Genomic DNA, 17,866 nt, shown 5'->3' on the forward strand with positions numbered 1-17,866 from the left:
ATGACCTCCCCTCGGGACGAACAACCGCGCCTATTTGCCGGACGGCAGGCGGAGAATGCGCTTCGCGATGATGTTCCGCTGGATCTGCGAGGTCCCGCCGTAGACGGACGCGGCGCGCGAGTAGAGGTATTCGGCGAAGACCTCGTTGCCGTCCTCGTACAGCGACTCCGGGATCACCTTGAGCGCGGTCTCGTACAGCCGCTGCTCGGTCCGCGTCATCAGCAGCTTGTCGATCGAGGAGTCGAACGGGGCCTCGGCTCCCGCGATGCGCTCGGCGATGCGGCGGCGGGTGTGCGCGACCAGGACCTCGTAGTCGACGAAGCAGCGCCCGACCTCCGAGCGCAGGCCGTCGGGCAGGTCGTCGCCGCGTTCGCCGACGATGCCGCGCAGGCGCTCGACGAGCAGCCCGTACTTGGACAGGTGGCCGGTGTCGAGGGCGTTGCGCTCGTACGAGACCGTGGTCATCGCGAGCGCCCAGCCGTCGCCCTCGCTGCCGATCAGCTCGGACTCCTCGATGCGGACGTCGTCCAGGAAGAGTTCGCAGAACTCGTCGTCGCCGTTGTGGGCCTTGAGCGGGCGCACGGTGACGCCGGGGCGGTCGAGCGGCAGGACGAACGCGGAGATCGACTTGTGCGCGACGCCGTCCCGGTCGGTGCGGGCCAGCAGGAGGCACAGGTTGGAGTACTGGGCGTAGCTGGTCCACAGCTTCTGCCCGCGCACGATGTAGTGGTCGCCGCGCTTCTCGGCGACGGTGGTCATGCCGGCCAGGTCAGAGCCGGCGCCGGGCTCGCTGAAGCCCTGGCACCACACGTCCTCGCCGGCGAGCATGCGCGGCAGCAGCCGGCCGCGCTGCTCGTCGTTCGAGAACTTCAGCAGCGCCTGGGCCAGGTAGCCGATGCGCGGCACGCCGGGCGCCTGCTGGGCGCCCAACTCGTCGCTGATGGCGACCTGGTGAAGGGTCGTCAGGCCGCGCCCGCCGAACTCCTCGGGGACGTCGAGGCCGACCCAGCCGCCGGAGTGCAGCTGCTTGTGCCAGCGGTGCAGGAACACCGGGAGGGGTTCGTCGGCACCGCGTTCGGGCAGCGGGTGCTCGGCCAGCCAGCCGCGGAACTCGCCGCGCAGCTGTTCGAGGTCCGACGGGTCGCCGAATTCCAGCGGGGTGTCGGTCATCGGGCCGCCTCCGGTTCAGCCAGGGTGGACAGCAGGTCCGCCGAGGTCGCCAGGATCGTGGCGCCGAGGCGTACCTTGCGCAGGTACAGGTGGGCGATGTGCTCCCAGGTCTGGGCGATGCCGCCGAACACCTGCATGCCGCTGTGGACCGCCTCCAGGGCGGAGGTGTTGACCTCGGCCTTGGCGACGCGGGCGGCGGTGAGGGCGGCCGCCGGCGTCTCGTTGTCGAGCGACCAGGCGGCGTACCGGGTGGCGCTCGTGCACGCCGCGACGAGGACCGTCGCGTCGGCGAGGATGTGCTGCACGGCCTGGAACGAGCCGATCTCCCGGCCGTACTGCCGCCGTTCGCGGGCGTATTCGACGCTGAGGTCGACGAAGGCACCCGCGGCGCCGACGAGTTCGCTGGTCACGATGACCAGCGCGTAGGCCTGCCAGCGGCGGAGCGCGTCCGCGTCGAGGCGGCCGACGACCTTGCCGGGCGCGTCGGACGGAACCGCCCGGACGGCGCGCAGCAGGTCGATGCCCGGTGCGGGGGCGCCGAGTTCGACGCTGGTGACCGTCCCGTCGGCGGCGACCGCGAGGGCGCTGTCGGCGCCCTGGGTGTCCCACGCGACCAGCTCGGACGTGTCCGCGCCGGCGAAGCGCAGGTCGCGGGCGAGTGCGATGGTCGGCGTGGCGCCGACCCCGGCGGGGGTGTCGTCGCCGAGCAGGCGCAGCAGCTCGGGGGCCAGCAGCACGGTGCCGAGTGTGGAGGTGCCCAGCGGCTGCTTGCCGTGCTCCTCCGCGAGCAGCGCGCACTCCTGGGCGGTGGCCGCCGGGTGCGACGTGCGCCGCAGCTCCGCGAGGCCCAGCTCGTCGAGGGCCTTCTGCGCGGCGTCGAGCGCCGCCGGGTCGACATCGGCGGTTCCGCTGCGGAACCGCGTGGCGAACGTACGGAACATGTCCCGTACGAGCGAGAACTCTTCGGCCTCCACGGCTCACGCCTCCCGGCGCGCCGACGCACGCGCCGCGGCGGCGTCGGCCAATTCGTTGACGATGCGGATGTGGTCGGGGTTGGTCATCGTCGCCCGCTCGGCCATGAGCGCCGCCTCCATGCCCCCGCGCGAGACGCTCTCGACGACCGCCGCGAGCGCCATCTTGGTCGACTGGAGGGCCTCGGCCGGCTGCGCGGCGAGGCGGTGGGCGAGCGCCAGGGCCTCGGTCATCAGGTTCTCGCCGGGCACCGTGCGGTTCGCGAGACCGAACTCGACGGCCTTGGCCGCGGGGATGCGGTCGCCGGTGAACAGGTACTCCTTGGCGCGGAGCAGGCTGGTCAGCAGCGGCCACAGGGTCACGCCGCCGTCGCCGGCCACGAGGCCCACGGAGATGTGCGGGTCCGCGAGGTACGCGTCCTCGGCGATCAGCACCAGGTCGCAGGCCAGCGCGAGGCTGCACCCGAGCCCGACCGCGGGGCCGTTGACCGCCGCGACGACCGGGAGCGGGAAGCGGATCATGTCGGTCTGGATGCGCCGGTCGCGGTGGATCGACCGGTCGCGCAGCTCCGCGTCGGTGTGGTGCGCCAGGAGGTGGTCGAAGTCGCCGCCGGCGCTGAACGCGCGGCCGGCGCCGGTGAGCACGACCGCCTTCGCCCCGGGGTCCTCGGCGAGTTCGGCCCACACCTCGGACAGGCGGCGGTGCAGCGCCTCGGACACACCGTTCAACCGATCGGGGCGGTTCAGCGTGACAATGCGCACGTCACCGTCGGCCGCCACGGTCAGTACGGAGCTCTCCTCACCCATATGGGTCCCCATCTCCACTTCTCGGCTTCTCGACTTGTCTGGCTTCGCTGAGTTCTCGGCCGGCGGGGTCGCAGACGTGATTCACACACCGATTTCACGTTGATGGTAAAGGTCAGACCGAACGTCGTCAACGCCGTTACCGCGTGAGGAGAGTGGGATTCTCAATTCGTCGCGCGACCGGCGGCCGACGGATGGCCGCCGCCCGCGCCCGCGGAAAAGATCACACTTCGATGGACTGCACGGCGTGGTGCCCGGTGTCCGGTGGTGCGCCTTGTCCCGCCGCCTGTTCCGTGCCTTCTTCCGTTCCCTGACCGGCCCCCGGACCGGCCCCCGGGCCGGTGCCCGGTCTCGTGTCGTGTGCCGTGCCCGGCCGCGCGGCCCGGTCCGGCGACGCGGGTGCGCCCGGCTCCTCCGAAAGCGTCACCCGCGCGCGGGGGTCGACGCGTGAGACGGCGTGCGAGAACCCGGAGATGTGCCGGATCATGCGCCGCGTCGCCGCGTCCTTGTCGCCCTCGCGGATGGCCTCGGCGATCCGCTCGTGTGCCCGCGCGGTGGTCCTGCGGACCTCGGCGTCCATGAACGGCTGGATGTCGGTCGAGGCGTAAATGGCCTGCGACAACGCGCTCATGAAGCCGATCAGCAGCTCGTTGCCGCCGGCCCGCGCCACGGCGTTGTGCCAGCGCAGGTTGGCCCGCAGGAAACGCGGGATGTCGTCGCCGGCCTCGACCAGTTCGACCTGCGCCGCGTCCAGTGCGGCGAGGTCGCGTTCGGTACGCCGTTCCGCCGCGAGCGCCGCGCAGGTGGGCTCGATGGCCTCCCGCGTCTCGTGCAGCGCGTCCAACCGGATCTGCTGCCCGCGGATGACCAACTGGACCGTACTGGCCAGGGATTCGCGGTTGGGGCGGTGCACGAACGCCCCGCCCCCGCGGCCCGGCCGGATTTCCAGGAGTTGTTCGACTTCGAGAATGCGCAGCGCTTCGCGCACCGTCGCGCGGCTCAGCCCCGTCTGTTCGACCAATTGGCGTTCCGGAGGCAGTGCCATGCCCTCGGTGAATTCCCCGGAGAGAATCCGCTCGCGGACTTCCGCCGCGAGGACATCCGCCGCCTTCGGAACACTCAGCACACCGAATCGCGCGTCGCTCCGCCGGGTCCCCGCCCGCGTTTCGGCGGGCGGGGGTTCGTGCTCACCGCGCTGTGCCAACTCGTACGCCTTTCGCGGAGGAGTCCGTCGCCGTCAGATCACCGTGCCGCCGTCGACCGGCAGCACCTGACCGGTGATGTACGACGCGGCATCCGTTGCCAGGAAGACGAACGCGCCCGCGACCTCCTCCGGCGACGCCCACCGCTTGAGCGGAATGCGCGCCATCATCGGTGCCGCGAACTTCTCGTTGGTGCGGATGGTCTCGGTCATCGGCGTCGCGGCCAGCGGCGCCAGCGCGTTGACCAGGATCTGGTTGCGGGCGAGTTCGCGCGCGAGCGACTTGGTCATGCCGATGATCGCGGCCTTGGCCGCCGAGTAGTTGACCTGGCCGAGGGTGCCGGTCAGGCCGGCCGCCGACGTGACGTTGATGATGCGGCCGGTGCCGTCGGTGGGGATGTACTCCAGCGCCGCCTGCGACACGTTGAACGTGCCCATCACGTGGATGTCCACGATACGGCGGAAGTTCTCCCCGCTGATCTTGTGGAACATCGCGGGGCCGGTGACGCCGGCGTTGTTGACGACGATGTGCAGCTTGCCGTCGGCAAGCGCCGCGGCCTTGGCCGCGACCGCGCCGGCCGCCTCGCGGTCGGTCACGTCCAGCGCGGCGCTGTCGGCCTTGCCGCCGCCCGCGCGGATCTTGGCGGCCACGGTCTCGGCGGCGTCGCCGTTGAGGTCCGACACCAGCACCGCGGCACCGGCGGTGGCCAGCGCCTGCGCGACGGCCGAGCCGATCCCGCCGGCGGCACCGGTGACCAGCGCGGCGCGCCCCGTCAGATCGAAGAGGGGGTTGGTCATCAGTAGCTCCTCGGCAGTCCCAGAACGTGCGATCCCAGGTAGTTCAAAACCATTTCCTGGCTGACCGGGGCGATCCGCATCAGGCGCGTCTCGCGGAAGAAGCGCGCCACCGCGTACTCCTCGGCGTAGCCCATGCCGCCGTGCGTCTGGAGGGCCCGGTCGGCGGCGGTGAAGCCGGCGTCCGCGCACAGGTACTTCGCGGTGTTCGCCTCACGGCCGCACGGGCGGCCCTTGTCGTACAGCCACGTGGCCTTGCGGAGCGCCAGCTCGGCGGCGTCCAGGCGGGCCAGCGAGTCGGCGAGCGGGAACTGGATGCCCTGGTTCATCCCGATCGGACGGCCGAACACCTCGCGCTCGTTGCCGTACTTGACGGCCCGGTCCAGCGCGACGCGGCCCATGCCGAGCGCCTCGGCCGCGATCAGCATGCGCTCCGGGTTCAGCCCGTCGAGCAGGAGCTTGAAGCCCTGGCCCTCCTCGCCGACCCGGTCCTCGACGGGGATGCGCAGGCCGTCGATGAACAGCTCGTTCGAACTCACCGCGTTGCGGCCCATCTTGGCGATGGGGCGGATGTCGACCTTGCTGCGGTCGAGGTCGGTGAGGAACAGCGTCATGCCGTCGGTCTTCTTCTTGACGTCCTCGTACTTGGTCGTACGCGTCAACAGAAGGATCTTCTCCGACTCCAGCGCCTTCGAGATCCACACCTTGCGGCCGGTGACGACGTAGTGGTCGCCCTCGCGCTTGGCGAACGTGGTGATCTTCGAGGTGTCGAGGCCCGCGCCGGGCTCGGTGACACCGAAGCACACGTGCAGGTCGCCGTTCACGATGCGGGGCAGCGTGCGGCGCTTGAGCTCGTCGGAACCGTGCACGACCACTGGGTGCATACCGAAGATCGACAGGTGGATCGCGCTCGCGGCGTTCATGCCGCCGCCCGAGCGCGACACCTCCTCCAGGAGGATCGTCGCCTCGGTGATGCCGAGCCCGTGCCCGCCGAACTCCTCGGGCATCGTCATCCCGAGCCAACCGCCCTTGGCGATCGTGTCGTAGAACTCGGTCGGGAACTCGTGCTTTTGGTCCTTCTCCATCCAGTACTGGTCATCGAAGCCGCGCAGCAGCTCACGGACCGACTTTCGGATGGTCTCTTGGTCCTCGGTCAGCTCAAAGTCCAACGGACACACACCTCCCACGCCGCATCATGAGAAGCAACTTACCAAAGGTCAGACCAAAATCAATGGCTTCTCGGTAACGATGTTCTCAGAGATTGCGAACGTGACTCTCGTACTCTACGCGCCCGGTCGGGCGGGGCACGGCGGGCGGGACGGGGGGCCGGTTGAGCGGGTCACCGCGGTGCCGGATCACGCCGTCCGGGGCTCGCGCTCGGCGTCCGCCGGTTCGGGGCCCGCCTCGGTGGGACGCGTGCGCGGCAGGACGGCGAGCGCGACCACGACCGCGGCGGGCAGGAGCGCGGCGCGCAGCGTCAGGCCGAGGGCGTGGCCGTCGTTCAGGGCCTCGGCGGTGACGGCGTCGCCCGTACGGTCGTGGGCCGCGGTGCCGGGTACCGCCAACCCGAGTGCGGCGCCGATCCGGCGCGAGCCGCCGAGCAGGCCGGACGCGGCGCCGGCCTCCTCGGGGGCGACACCGACCGTGGCCGTGGAGACGACCGGCCCGAGGCACAGCCCGAACCACCAGCTCGACCGGCCCGACCTGTCCGCCGACCCCCGGGGCCGCGTCATCGTGGCCGCCACCGCGATCCACGACGCGCTCGCGGCGTGGCCCTGGGCCGCCGAGGTGCTCACCGCCGACGGCTTCGTGGGCCCGCCGGACGAATCGGCGCTGTGGATGGTCGAGGTCATCGTCGCGGGGGCCGACGACCACGGGTGTACGCGCGGAGTCCGTCGAGCCGTTCCGCAACATCTGGTACCACACCGTCGGCGAGATCCTGGTCCGCGCCCGCTCGGCCCGCCGCGCCGCCGAGCCGCCAAAACCCACCTACCGCGAGGCCTTCGACTCCGCCGTCCTCCCCCACCTGGCCGCCATCGGCGACCCGTGGGCGACCTTCTCGGCCCGCGACGGCTCCCCCGACGGCCTCCGCCTCTTCGTCGACGCGATGCTCGCGGAGACGACGAACAGGCGCTCCGGCGACGCGAGGTGAGCGGACGGAGCGATACCCGCCGACCGAAACCGCGCGCGACCCGCCGCGTCGACGGGTCGCGTTCCGCTCCGGTCGAACAGCCGCGGTCAGCCCGTCGTGGTCAGGGCGACGCGGAGGGGGGCCGCGGTGGCGGCGATGACCTCGTCGACGGTCACGTCGGGGGCGGTCTCGATCAGTTCGAGGCCGGTGGGGGTGACGTCGATGACGGCGAGGTCGGTGATGATGCGGTGCACGACGCCTCGGCCGGTGAGGGGGAGGGTGCACGCGTCGACGATCTTGGATTCGCCGTCCCGCGTGGTGTGCTCCATGAGGACGATGACGCGGCGGGCGCCGTGGACGAGGTCCATCGCGCCGCCCATGCCCTTGACCATCTTGCCGGGGACGGTCCAGTTGGCGAGGTCGCCGGTGACCGACACCTGCATGCCGCCGAGGACGGCCGCGTCGATGTGGCCGCCGCGGATCATCGCGAACGACAGGGCCGAGTCGAAGAACGCGGCGCCGGCGTTCGTCGTGACGGTCTCCTTGCCGGCGTTGATCAGGTCCGGGTCGACCTTGTCCTCGGCCGGGTACGGGCCGACGCCGAGAATACCGTTCTCGCTCTGCAGGACCACATCCACACCGGGCGGCAGGTGGTCGGGGATCAGCGTGGGCAGGCCGATGCCGAGGTTGACATAGCTGCCGGGCGCCAGCTCGCGCGCGGCGCGGGCCGCCATGCCTTCGCGGGTGAGTGCCATTCAGATCCCTGCCTGCGTCGTCGCGACGGTGGAGACGGTGCGCTTCTCGATGCGCTTGACGGTCGGGTCGGTCACCGCGACGACGCGCTGCACGAAGACGCCGGGCAGGTGAATCGCGTCCGGGTCCAACTCGCCTGCCGGGACAAGGCGTTCGACCTCGGCGATGGTCACGCGGCCCGCCATCGCCGCCAGCGGGTTGAAGTTGCGCGCGGACGCGTTGAAGACCAGGTTGCCGTGGGTGTCGCCGACGGCGGCGCGGACCAGGGCGAAGTCGGTGGTGACGGACTCCTCCAGGACGTGCTCGACACCGTCGAAGACGCGCGTCTCGCGCTTGGGCGACGCGACCGCGACGGAGCCGTCCTCGGCGTACCGCCACGGCAGGCCGCCGTCGGCGACCGCGGTGCCGACCCCGGCGAGCGTGTAGAACGCGGGTATCCCGGAGCCGCCGGCCCGCAGCCGCTCGGCGAGCGTGCCCTGCGGGACCAGCTCCACTTCGAGTTCCCCGGCGAGGTACTGGCGGGCGAACTCCTTGTTCTCGCCGACATAACTCGACATCATCCGGGCGATGCGCTTCTCGCCGAGCAGCAGGCCGAGTCCGCCGTCGTCGACTCCGCAGTTGTTGGAGACCACCCGGAGACCGGAGACCCCGGAGGCGAGTACGGCGTGGATGAGGTCGTGGGGGATACCGCACAAACCGAATCCGCCGACCGCCACCGAGGCGCCGTCGGTGAGGTCAGCGACGGCTTCCGCTGCTGATGACCAAGTCTTGTCCATGGTTGGCTGACGCTAGGTGGCGCACGCGTCCTGTTCCATGGGTGTCTCCTCCATAGTCAAGGCCACCGCCATGGTGGAAAGCCACATGGTTTTCGGGCCCCGCGATCCGTAGTGTGACGGGGGCGGAACGGTACTGGCGCCCGTGCGTGCGACCGGGCGCCCTGGCGCGCGCCGCGTCCCCCCGAGGCATAATCAGCCGATGGACCCTGTCAGGGCCGTCGTCGCCGTCCGGACCCTGCTCGACCTCCTGCACCGCGAGGCCCCCGCGAGCGAGTTCGAGCGGGTCGTCGCGGATGCCCGGGCCGAGGGGGCCGGCCCCGCGCTGCTCGCCGAGATCGAGGCGGCGCAGGGGACCGCGCTGCGGCTGCGCGACATCCTCCAGGAGCGACGCCGCCGCGAGGCGGAGTTGGCCGCGCTCAACCGGACGGCGGGCGACCTCGCGGCGCTGCGCGACCCCGACCTGGTGCTCCAGGCGATCGTGAACCGCGCGCGCTCACTGCTCGACACCGACACGGCCTACATCTCGCTGCACGATCCCGCCGCGGGCGACACGTACCTGCGGGTCACGGCCGGGTCCATCTCGACCCGGTTCCAGCGGCTTCGGCTCGCGCTCGGCGAGGGCATCGGGGGGCTCGTCGCGGCGCTCGGCACGCCGTACGTCACCTCCGACTACTTCGCCGACGAGCGCTTCCGCCACACCCACGTGATCGACGCGGGGGTGCGCGAAGAGGGCCTGGTGGCGATGCTGGCGGTGCCGTTGCGGGTCGGCGACACCGTGATCGGCGTGCTGTTCGCGTCCGACCGCAGGCCCCGGGTGTTCCGGCCCACCGAGGTCTCGCTGCTCACCTCGTTCGCGGCGCACGCCGCCGTCGCGATCGACACCGCCAACCTGCTGGAGGAGACCCGCGCGACGCTCGCGGAGCTGGCCGAGGCGAACACGCGCGCCCGCGAGCACAACGCGGCGATCGAGCGGGCCGCCGCGGCCCACGACCGGTTCACCGGGCTGGTGCTGGCCGGTGCGGGGGTGGACGACGTGGTCCGGGCGGTCGCGGACGTGGTGGGCGGCGACGCGACGCTGCTGCTCGGCGATACCGCCGACGACGGCGCCGACGCGCCCGGCGGCGGGCGCGGCGACCCGGGGTTCGCCGCGGACTTCGCCGCCGCGCGCGCCCAGGCCCGTGCGTCCGGGCGCGGCGCGCGCGTCCGGAGCGTGCACGTCGTCCCGGTCGCCGCCGGGACGGAGCGGCTGGGGCTGCTGGTGCTGCACGGCGCCGAGGACCGCAAGGACTTCGAGGCGTCGGACACCCGCATCCTGGAGCGCGCGGCGATGATCATCGCGCTGCTGCTGTTGTTCCGCCGCTCGGTGGCCGAGGCCGAACACCGCCTGCGCGGCGAGCTGTTGCACGAGATTCTGAGCGGGAACGTGCGCGACCGGGCCGCGTTGGCCGACCGGGCGGCCCGGCTGGGCGCGGACCTGTCCCGCCCGCATGTCGCCGTGGTGGTCGACGTCCCCGACGCCGACCGCTCGCGCCTGGCCTCGGCCGTCGCGCACCTGGCCGCGACCGCCCCGGGGCTCGCGGGCGCCGTCGACGGCCGCACGGTGCTGCTCCTGCCGGGGACGCGGGCCTCGGAGGTCGCGCGGCGCGTGGTGTCCGAGCTGGGAACGGCGGTGGGCCGCACGGCCACCGCAGGATCGGCCGGCCCGGCCCGCGGCGTGGACGAGATCGCCGACGCGTACGCGCAGGCGGGCCGGTGCCTGGACGCGTTGTACGCGCTCGGCCGTCGCGGGGAGGGCGCGTCGGCGGACGAACTCGGCTTCATGGGGCTGCTGCTCTCCGGGTCGAAGGACGTCGGCGGGTTCGTGCGCCGCACCATCGGCCCGCTGTTGGACTACGACCGCGACCGCCGCGCCGAGTTGACCCGGACGGTGGCCGCGTACTTCGCCTGCGGGCGGAGCCTGACCCGCACCCGGGAGGTGCTGCACGTGCACATCAACACCGTGACGCAGCGCCTCGAACGCGTCGCCGGGCTGCTGGGGCCGAACTGGCGCGACCCCGAACGGGAACTCCAGATCCGACTGGCGCTGCACCTGCGGACGATGGTGCCCGAGGACCGCGGCGCCCCGGGCGCCGAGGGGCGTCACAGGTCGACGTCGTAGATGTCCAACAGGCGTTCCCCGAAGGGTGATTCCGACGGGTCCATGCTTTGTTCGGCCCAAATCGTCTTGCCGGTGCGGCGGTAGCGGCTCCCCCACCGCGAGGTCATCTGGGCGACGAGGAACAGCCCGCGCCCGCCTTCGTCGGTCGCGACGGCACGCCGCATCCGGGGCTGGGAGTTGCTGGGGTCGGACACCTCGCAGACCAGGATGTCGTCGCGGATCAGCCGCAGGCCGACGGGCGAACCGCCGTAGCGGATGGCGTTGGTGATGAGTTCGCTGACGACCAGCTCGCTGGTGAACGCGAGTTCGCCCAGGCCCCAGCGGACGAGCTGTTCGGCGGTCAGCTCGCGGGCCCGGCTCACCACCGAGGGGTCCGCGGGGAGTTCCCACTCCGCCACGGATCCCTCGGGGAGTACGCGGGTGGCCGCCAGCAGGAGCGCGACGTCGTCGTCGTGCGGCGGGTCCATCTCGGCCAGCACCTCGGGGCCGATGGTCTCCAGGGCCTGGTCGCGGTGGCGGGCCATGACCTCGGCGAACCGGGCCATGCCGTCGCCGATGTCGCCGCCCCGGCGTTCGACGAGGCCGTCGGTGTAGAAGGCGATCAGCGAGCCGGGCGGCAGTTCGATGTCGACGGTCTCGAACGGCATGCCCCCCACGCCGAGCGGTGGCCCCGGGGAGAGTTCGAGGAATTCGGGTGCGCGGCCGGGGCGCAGGACCAGGGGCGGGGGGTGACCGGCGGCGGCGATCGTGCACCGGGCGTCGACGGGGTCGTAGATGGCGTACAGCACCGTCGCGCCGACGGCGGCGAGGTCGGGGCTCCCGGTGTCCGCGTCGTGCCCGAGCCAGCGGCTGACCACCAGGTCGTCGAGGTGGCCGAGGAGTTCGCCGGGTTCGAGATCGAGGTCGGCGACGGTCTGGACGGCGGTGCGCAGCCGTCCCATGGCGACGGTGGAGCCCAGCCCGTGGCCGACGACGTCGCCGACGACGAAGCCGGTGCGCAGCGACGAGAGCGGCAGGACGTCGAACCAGTCGCCGCCGACTCCCGCTTCGTCCCGCGCGGGGACGTACGTGCCGGCCGTGCGCGCGGCGGGGGTGTGCGCCAGCAAGGGCGGCAGGAGGCTGCGCTGCAGGGCGAGCGCGGTGCGGTGTTCGCGGGCGTAGCGGCGGGCGTTGTCGAAGCCGAGGGCGCCGCGCGAGGTGATCTCGACGAGCATTTCCGCGTCGTCCAGGTCGTAGTCGCCTTCGGTGCCCAGGCGCCACGCGGCGAGCACGCCGAGCATGCGGTCCTGGACGACGAGGGGTGCCGCGACCATGGCGTGGCCCCCGCGCGGGATCAGCTTGACCGCGTCCTCGGGGCTGACGCGGAGGGCTTCGCGCAGCTCGTCCATGTCGGACGCCAGAACGACGCTCCCCTCGCTCACGGGGGCGAGGGGCATGGAGCTGCCGACCACCGGCATGATCTCGCCGACGGCGCCGAAGCCCGGCGGCACCCGGCCGTCCTCGGATACGACGGCGACGCGCCGCAGGCCGCTCACCCCTTCGATGAGCGCGCGGGGCGGCTCGTTGCTCTCCAGCACGGTGACGGGGATGTCGACGACGGCGAGGTCGGCGAAGTCGGGGACCAGGAGCCGGGCGAGGCGGTCGGCCATGTCGTGCAGGTCGAGTGTCGTGCCGATGCTCATCGCCGCGACGTGGGCGAGGCGGGAGCGTCGTTCGGCGCGGTCCCGGGCGTCCTGCCCGGTCGCGGGGACGTCGGTGCGGGCGAGCAGGACGAGCCAGGTGGGGCCGCCGTCCGAGACCGGGGCCAGCAGGCGCGCGGTGTAGCGGTAGCACTCGGGGGCGCCGGCGGCCGTCAGGAGTGTGGTCTCGCCGGAGAACGTTCCGGCGGTGTGGGACGCATCCGGGGCGATCAGTGCGCTGTCCGAGGGGAACGGCAGGTCGAGGCGGTGGCCGAGGAAGGCGCGGGCGTCGGGGGTGCCGGACAGGACGGTGCCGTGCGCGTCGACCACGAGCGCCGGTGTGTCGTTCCCGTCGACCAGGAACGGCGGCGCGTCAATCGGAACCGCATCGGATGGCCGCATCGACCGGGCCTGCCCTCTCCCCGAGAGATGACACGGACGGACTCAATTATCACGCCGGTACAGGCGAAGGGCCACGGTGGCCGGTCGCGGTGCCGGAGGCGGTCGCGGGCGGGCCGCGGCGCGTGACGGCGTGTGACCGTGGTGGCGGCGTCCGGTGCCTTCCGGGCCGGTCGCGGATCGCCGGGCGCCGCGCGAGCGCATTCCGGCGTACCGTGGCACCGGAACGGTCGTTCTATACGTGAGAATGACATTCTCGCCACCGAAGTCCCGGGCCCACCTCGGGGATAGTCCCCGCGCGCAACGGGAAACGGCCGGCCACGGCCTCGCCGGACGCTCCCGCACGGCTTCGGCCGCATCCCCTCGGCGGCCGTCACGACCAGCACCGGGCCCGTTGTGGGGCATGTCATTCTCATCTCGGATCAGTTGATTTACCTGTAGTGAGAATGTACTTTCCGTCACAACCGGAGCAAGGAGACTGGGATGCGGTTCCACGGCAAAACGGCCACGGCCGGCGGACAGGCGGTGTCGGCGTGAAGCGTCTGCTCATCGACGGTGAACTCGTCGCGGCCGAGCGCACCTACCCCACCCTCAACCCCGCGACCGGCGGCGTCCTCGGCGAGGCACCCGACGCGACCACCGCGGACGCCGAGTCCGCGATCGCCGCGGCCCGCCGCGCCTTCGACACGACGGACTGGGCGACGAACACGGAGCTGCGCGTCCGGTGCCTGGAGCAACTGCACCGCGCCCTCGACGAGCACCGCGAGGAACTGCGCGAGCTGACGATCGCGGACGTCGGCGCGCCGCGCCAGCTGACCTATAGCGCGCAGCTCGACGAGCCGATCGAGTTCTTCCGCTACTACGCGGACCTGCTCAAGACGTACCCGCTGACCGAGGAGCTGCCCGAGAAGGAGTACATGGGGCAGCGCCACCGCCGCTGGATCGAGAAGGACGCCGCGGGCGTCGTCGCCGCGATCATCCCGTACAACTTCCCGAACCAGCTCGCGTTCGCCAAGCTCGCCCCGGCGCTCGCCGCGGGCTGCACGGTCGTCCTCAAGGGCGCCCCCGACACCCCGCTGACCACGCTGATGCTCGGCGAGCTGATCGCCGAGCACACCGACATCCCGGCCGGCGTCGTCAACGTGCTGTCGTCGTCGCAGGTGGAGGTCGGCGAAGTCCTCACCAAGCACCCCGACGTCGACGTGATCACCTTCACCGGGGCCACCTCCACCGGGCGCCGGATCATGGAGGCCGCGAGCCCCACGATCAAGAAGGTGTTCCTGGAGCTGGGCGGCAAGTCGGCCGCGATCATCCTCGACGACGCCGACTTCCGCGCCGCCGCGCTGCACACCGCGTTCACCATCTGCACGCACTCGGGGCAGGGCTGCGCGCTCACCTCCCGGCTGCTGGTGCCGCGCGCCCACCAGGACGAGATCGTCGCGATCGTCGCGGACAGCTTCCAGCGCATCAAGCAGGGCGACCCGAGCAACCCGAAGACGTACGTCGGCCCGCTCATCAGCGAGAAGCAGCGCGACAAGGTCGACGGCATGGTGCGGCGGGCCGTCGCGGACGGCGCGACGCTGGTCACCGGCGGGAAGCGCGTCGACCCGGGCTTCTTCTACACCCCGACGCTGCTCGCCGACGTCGACCCGAACAGCGAGATCGCCCAGGACGAGGTGTTCGGCCCGGTGCTGGCCGTCATCGCCTACGACGATGACGACGACGCCGTACGCATCGCCAACAACACGATCTTCGGGCTCTCCGGCGGTGTCTTCAGCGCCGACGAGGAGCGGGCGCTGGCGGTGGCGCGGCGCATCCGCAGCGGTACGTTCGGCATCAACGGCGGCAACTACTTCGGCGTCGACATCCCGTTCGGCGGCTACAAGCAGTCCGGCCTCGGCCGCGAGGCGGGGGTCGCGGGGCTGAACGAGTTCCTGGAGCAGAAGGCGTACGCGTCCGTGGTCAAGTAGCGCGTCCCCGGCGGGGCCGGACGCCTCGCGCGCCCGCCCCCGCCGCGCCCGGTCCGGGCCACCTGCCGACGACGCCGCACACCGGCTTCGATAACGTCATTCTCGGATATTGTGATCTTTGTTCTCGGCGGGGAGGGAGCACCATGGCGGCCAGCACGGAATCGGTGGCCGCCGTGGAACACAGCGGAGTCGGTGGCCGCCATATATGCAGCGGAGTCGGTGGCCGCCACATACGCAGCGGAGTCGGTGGCCGCCATGGATGCGGCGGAGGCGCTGGCGGACACAGCGCAGCCGGTGGCCGCCGCGAAACCCAAGCCTGCTCCCCACCGGACAGATCATCGGCGTCAACGGCGGACGGACACCTGACATGACGACGCGCCACGAGCACTGGATCCAGGGCAAGGCCGTACCGCCGGCGAACGGCGCGTACCTGCCCACACTCGACCCCGCGACCCGGGAGGCCGGCGACGAGATCGCCGCCGGGACCTCGGCCGACGTCGACCACGCCGTCGCGTCCGCCGCCGCGGCGCAGCCCGCGTGGGCCGCCGCGTCCGGAGCCGAGCGCTCCGCGGTGCTGCACCGCGTCGCGGACGCGATCGAGGCCGACGCCGAGACTCTGATGGAGCTGGAACGCGCCTGCACGGGCAAGATCCCCGCCCAGCTCCGCAGCGAACTCGACATGTCCGCGGGCTACTTCCGCTACTACGCGGGCATCCTGCGCACCCACCACGGCCGCACCATCGACCTCGGCCACGACAACCACACGTACACGCGCCTCGAACCGTACGGCGTCGTCGCGGCGATCACGCCGTGGAACCTGCCGCTCAACCAGGCGTGCCGGGCGCTCGCCCCCGCGCTCGCGGTCGGCAACGCCGTCGTGGCCAAGCCCTCCGAGCTGACGTCGGCGTCGACCGTGCGGCTCGCCCGCCTCGCGACCGAGGCCGGGCTGCCCGACGGCCTGCTGAACGTCGTCACCGGCACCGGGCCCGAGGTGGGCAGCCCGCTCGCCTCGCACCCCGTCGTACGCCGCATCATGTTCACCGGCTCGGTGGCCACCGGGCGCGCCCTCGGGCACATCGCCGCCGACCGCCTCATCCCCATGACGCTCGAACTCGGCGGCAAGTCGCCCCTGGTCGTCTTCGCCGACGCCGACCTCGACCGCGCGGTGGGCGCCGCGGTCACCGCCATCGCGATGAACTCCGGCCAGGTCTGCTCGGCCACCACGCGGCTCCTCGTCGAGGCCTCGGCGCACGACGAGGTCGTCGCCCGGGTCGCCGACGCGGTCGGCCGCCTGGAGCCCGGCGTCGACTTCGGGCCGATCATCACCGAGGCGCAATTCCACAGCGTGCTCGGCCACTTCGCGGCGGCGGAAGCCGAGGGCGCGGTGCCGGTGACCGGCGGTTCCGGTTACGCGGACGGGCCGGGCGCGAAGGGGCTGTACGTGCGCCCGACCGTCTACGCCGGCGTCCGCCCCGACCTGCGCATCGCGCGCGAGGAGGTCTTCGGCCCGGTCATGGTCACCATGCCCTTCGCCGACGAGGCCGACGCGCTCGCGATCGCCAACGACACCGAGTACGGACTCGTGGCCGGTGTCTGGAGCGGCGACGTCGCGCGCGGACTGCGCCTGGCCGAGCGCATCGACGCCGGTCAGGTCGCGGTGAACGGCGGCGCACTCACCATCGAGACGCCGTTCGGGGGTTTCAAGCAGAGCGGCTACGGGCGCGAGAAGGGTATCGAGGCCCTTCACGACTACGCCCAGGTCAAGACCATCAGCCTGTCGATCCGCTGATATCCGGGAGATACACCATGGAAGAATCCGAGCAGTTGCGCGCCGCGCGTGCCATGCGTCGGGCGATGCTCGGCGACGAATACGTGGACAGCCAGACCGCCGAAACGGACCCCGTCGCCCAGCAGTTCCAGGACCACATCACGACGCAGGCCTGGGGCGTCTGGACCCGCGGCGGCCCGCTCAGCCCCCGCGACCGCAGCCTCCTGGTGCTCGCCATGACGGCCGCGCTCGGCCGGCTGGAGGAGTTCAAGCTGCACGCGTCGGCGATGCCGCGTACCGGGGTCACCGACGAGGAGATCGACGAACTGCTGTTCCAGGTCGCCGCCTACTGCGGCGCGCCCGCGGCCATCAGCGCCCGGCGCGTCCTCAAGGCCTACCGCGCGGAACGGGACCAGGCATGAGCGCGCCCACGGTGGGGTTCATCGGCCTCGGCAACATGGGCGGTGAGCTGGCGAACAACCTGGTCAAGCACGGGCTTTCGGTCGTCGCCCACGACGCGGCCGGGCCCGACCGGGTGCCCGCGGGCGCGGTCGCCGGAACGGACGTCGCCGACGTCGCGCGCCAGGCGGACGTGATCGTACTGAGCCTCCCCGACGGCAAGGTGTCGGAGATCGTCGTCCGCGAGATCCTGGGCGCGGCCGACCGCCGCACCGCCCACATCATCGACACCTCGACCACGGGTGTCGGCGCGGCCCGGCGGATCGAGGCGCTGCTCGCCGAGCACGGCGTCGGCTACGTGGACGCGCCCGTCTCCGGCGGAACAGCCGGGGCGCGGGCCCGCACCCTCATGGTGATGTACGCCGGTTCCGACGAGGCGTGCGCGAGCATCGAGGCGGTCCTCGCGGGGCTGAGCGACCGCAACCGCCGGGTCGGCGACCGGCCGGGGATGGCCCAGGCCCTCAAGCTGGCCAACAACTTCCTCTCGGCGACGGCACTCGCGGCCACCAGCGAGGCGATCGCGTTCGGCCTGTCCGTCGGCCTGGACCTGAAGACGATGCTCGACGTCATGAGCGCGTCCAGCGGCGCCAACACCGCGACCACCGACAAGTTCCCGAACCACGTGCTGACCGGCACGTACGCGTCGGGCTTCGCCAACTCGCTGATGTCGAAGGACATCAACCTCTTCCTGGACTCCGTCCGCGAACAGGGCACCCCCGCCGAGGTCGGCGAACTCACCGCGGCGATCTGGGCCCGCTTCGCGGCGGCCGAGCCGGGTGTCGACTTCACACGGATCTTCCCGTTCGTCGAGGGTTCGTGACCGTTGGGCACG

General features: G+C 72.0%; 15 protein-coding genes. 5 read left to right on the forward strand and 10 right to left on the reverse strand.

The window, feature by feature from the left end; all coding sequences use genetic code 11:
- Nucleotides 1–30 precede the first annotated feature (30 nt).
- The 9 genes from LO772_RS06020 to LO772_RS06060 form a co-directional block, all read right to left on the reverse strand.
- A complete protein-coding gene (locus tag LO772_RS06020) occupies nucleotides 31–1,170 on the reverse strand; it encodes an acyl-CoA dehydrogenase family protein (RefSeq protein ID WP_231777322.1) in 1,140 nt (379 codons plus the stop codon).
- Nucleotides 1,167–2,144, reverse strand: a complete 978-nt coding sequence (locus tag LO772_RS06025; RefSeq protein ID WP_231777323.1) for an acyl-CoA dehydrogenase family protein — start codon at nucleotides 2,142–2,144, stop codon at nucleotides 1,167–1,169. The genes LO772_RS06020 and LO772_RS06025 overlap by 4 nt, the downstream gene beginning before the upstream one ends.
- A 3-nt stretch (nucleotides 2,145–2,147) precedes the next feature.
- Nucleotides 2,148–2,948: an enoyl-CoA hydratase/isomerase family protein gene (locus LO772_RS06030; RefSeq protein WP_231777324.1), complete on the reverse strand. Its 801-nt coding sequence runs from the start codon at nucleotides 2,946–2,948 to the stop codon at nucleotides 2,148–2,150.
- 220 nt (nucleotides 2,949–3,168) lie between these two features.
- A complete protein-coding gene (locus tag LO772_RS06035) occupies nucleotides 3,169–4,071 on the reverse strand; it encodes a FadR/GntR family transcriptional regulator (protein ID WP_231777325.1) in 903 nt (300 codons plus the stop codon).
- A gap of 111 nt (nucleotides 4,072–4,182) precedes the next feature.
- On the reverse strand, nucleotides 4,183–4,944 hold the full coding sequence (locus LO772_RS06040; protein ID WP_231777326.1) for an SDR family NAD(P)-dependent oxidoreductase: 762 nt from the start codon (nucleotides 4,942–4,944) through the stop codon (nucleotides 4,183–4,185).
- The gene (locus LO772_RS06045) at nucleotides 4,944–6,110 is read right to left on the reverse strand and encodes an acyl-CoA dehydrogenase family protein (protein ID WP_231777327.1); all 1,167 of its coding nucleotides are present in this window, start codon (nucleotides 6,108–6,110) and stop codon (nucleotides 4,944–4,946) included. The genes LO772_RS06040 and LO772_RS06045 overlap by 1 nt, the downstream gene beginning before the upstream one ends.
- Before the next feature lie 186 nt (nucleotides 6,111–6,296).
- Nucleotides 6,297–6,794: a hypothetical protein gene (locus tag LO772_RS06050; RefSeq protein ID WP_231777328.1), complete on the reverse strand. Its 498-nt coding sequence runs from the start codon at nucleotides 6,792–6,794 to the stop codon at nucleotides 6,297–6,299.
- A gap of 385 nt (nucleotides 6,795–7,179) precedes the next feature.
- Complete coding sequence (locus LO772_RS06055; protein ID WP_231777329.1) at nucleotides 7,180–7,827, reverse strand: 3-oxoacid CoA-transferase subunit B; 648 nt, start codon at nucleotides 7,825–7,827, stop codon at nucleotides 7,180–7,182.
- Nucleotides 7,828–8,601: a CoA transferase subunit A gene (locus tag LO772_RS06060; RefSeq protein ID WP_231777330.1), complete on the reverse strand. Its 774-nt coding sequence runs from the start codon at nucleotides 8,599–8,601 to the stop codon at nucleotides 7,828–7,830. It abuts the gene before it with no gap.
- Between the two features lie 199 nt (nucleotides 8,602–8,800).
- Here LO772_RS06060 and LO772_RS06065 point away from each other — a divergent pair, with 199 nt between their 5' ends.
- Nucleotides 8,801–10,759 (forward strand): helix-turn-helix domain-containing protein, encoded by a 1,959-nt coding sequence (locus tag LO772_RS06065; RefSeq protein ID WP_231777331.1) that lies wholly within the window; start codon nucleotides 8,801–8,803, stop codon nucleotides 10,757–10,759.
- On the opposite strand, the gene LO772_RS06070 is transcribed toward LO772_RS06065, so the two are convergent.
- Nucleotides 10,741–12,840 (reverse strand): ATP-binding SpoIIE family protein phosphatase, encoded by a 2,100-nt coding sequence (locus LO772_RS06070; protein WP_231777332.1) that lies wholly within the window; start codon nucleotides 12,838–12,840, stop codon nucleotides 10,741–10,743. The two genes, LO772_RS06065 and LO772_RS06070, sit on opposite strands and share 19 nt — an antisense overlap.
- A gap of 530 nt (nucleotides 12,841–13,370) precedes the next feature.
- On the opposite strand from LO772_RS06070, the gene LO772_RS06075 reads away from it, so the two are divergent.
- From LO772_RS06075 to LO772_RS06090, 4 genes are all read left to right on the forward strand, one after another.
- Nucleotides 13,371–14,807, forward strand: coding sequence for an aldehyde dehydrogenase family protein (locus LO772_RS06075; RefSeq protein ID WP_231777333.1), 1,437 nt, complete (start codon nucleotides 13,371–13,373; stop codon nucleotides 14,805–14,807).
- 367 nt (nucleotides 14,808–15,174) lie between these two features.
- The gene (locus LO772_RS06080) at nucleotides 15,175–16,596 is read left to right on the forward strand and encodes an aldehyde dehydrogenase family protein (protein ID WP_231777334.1); all 1,422 of its coding nucleotides are present in this window, start codon (nucleotides 15,175–15,177) and stop codon (nucleotides 16,594–16,596) included.
- Nucleotides 16,597–16,613: 17 nt separating this feature from the next.
- Nucleotides 16,614–16,997 (forward strand): carboxymuconolactone decarboxylase family protein, encoded by a 384-nt coding sequence (locus LO772_RS06085; protein ID WP_231777335.1) that lies wholly within the window; start codon nucleotides 16,614–16,616, stop codon nucleotides 16,995–16,997.
- Nucleotides 16,994–17,854, forward strand: a complete 861-nt coding sequence (locus LO772_RS06090) for an NAD(P)-dependent oxidoreductase (protein ID WP_231777336.1) — start codon at nucleotides 16,994–16,996, stop codon at nucleotides 17,852–17,854. Before LO772_RS06085 ends, LO772_RS06090 begins: the two co-directional genes overlap by 4 nt.
- Nucleotides 17,855–17,866 lie beyond the last annotated feature (12 nt).

Source organism: Yinghuangia sp. ASG 101, assembly GCF_021165735.1.
Classification (GTDB): domain Bacteria; phylum Actinomycetota; class Actinomycetes; order Streptomycetales; family Streptomycetaceae; genus Yinghuangia.

Coding starts and splice junctions, on each gene's coding strand:
- LO772_RS06080 (WP_231777334.1), top strand. CDS start 15,175: ATGACGACGCGCCACGAGCACTGGATCCAGGGCAAGGCCGTACCGCCG.
- LO772_RS06085 (WP_231777335.1), top strand. CDS start 16,614: ATGGAAGAATCCGAGCAGTTGCGCGCCGCGCGTGCCATGCGTCGGGCG.
- LO772_RS06030 (WP_231777324.1), bottom strand. CDS start 2,948: ATGGGTGAGGAGAGCTCCGTACTGACCGTGGCGGCCGACGGTGACGTG.
- LO772_RS06020 (WP_231777322.1), bottom strand. CDS start 1,170: ATGACCGACACCCCGCTGGAATTCGGCGACCCGTCGGACCTCGAACAG.
- LO772_RS06070 (WP_231777332.1), bottom strand. CDS start 12,840: ATGCGGCCATCCGATGCGGTTCCGATTGACGCGCCGCCGTTCCTGGTC.
- LO772_RS06065 (WP_231777331.1), top strand. CDS start 8,801: ATGGACCCTGTCAGGGCCGTCGTCGCCGTCCGGACCCTGCTCGACCTC.
- LO772_RS06040 (WP_231777326.1), bottom strand. CDS start 4,944: ATGACCAACCCCCTCTTCGATCTGACGGGGCGCGCCGCGCTGGTCACC.
- LO772_RS06090 (WP_231777336.1), top strand. CDS start 16,994: ATGAGCGCGCCCACGGTGGGGTTCATCGGCCTCGGCAACATGGGCGGT.
- LO772_RS06060 (WP_231777330.1), bottom strand. CDS start 8,601: ATGGACAAGACTTGGTCATCAGCAGCGGAAGCCGTCGCTGACCTCACC.
- LO772_RS06050 (WP_231777328.1), bottom strand. CDS start 6,794: ATGACCTCGACCATCCACAGCGCCGATTCGTCCGGCGGGCCCACGAAG.
- LO772_RS06055 (WP_231777329.1), bottom strand. CDS start 7,827: ATGGCACTCACCCGCGAAGGCATGGCGGCCCGCGCCGCGCGCGAGCTG.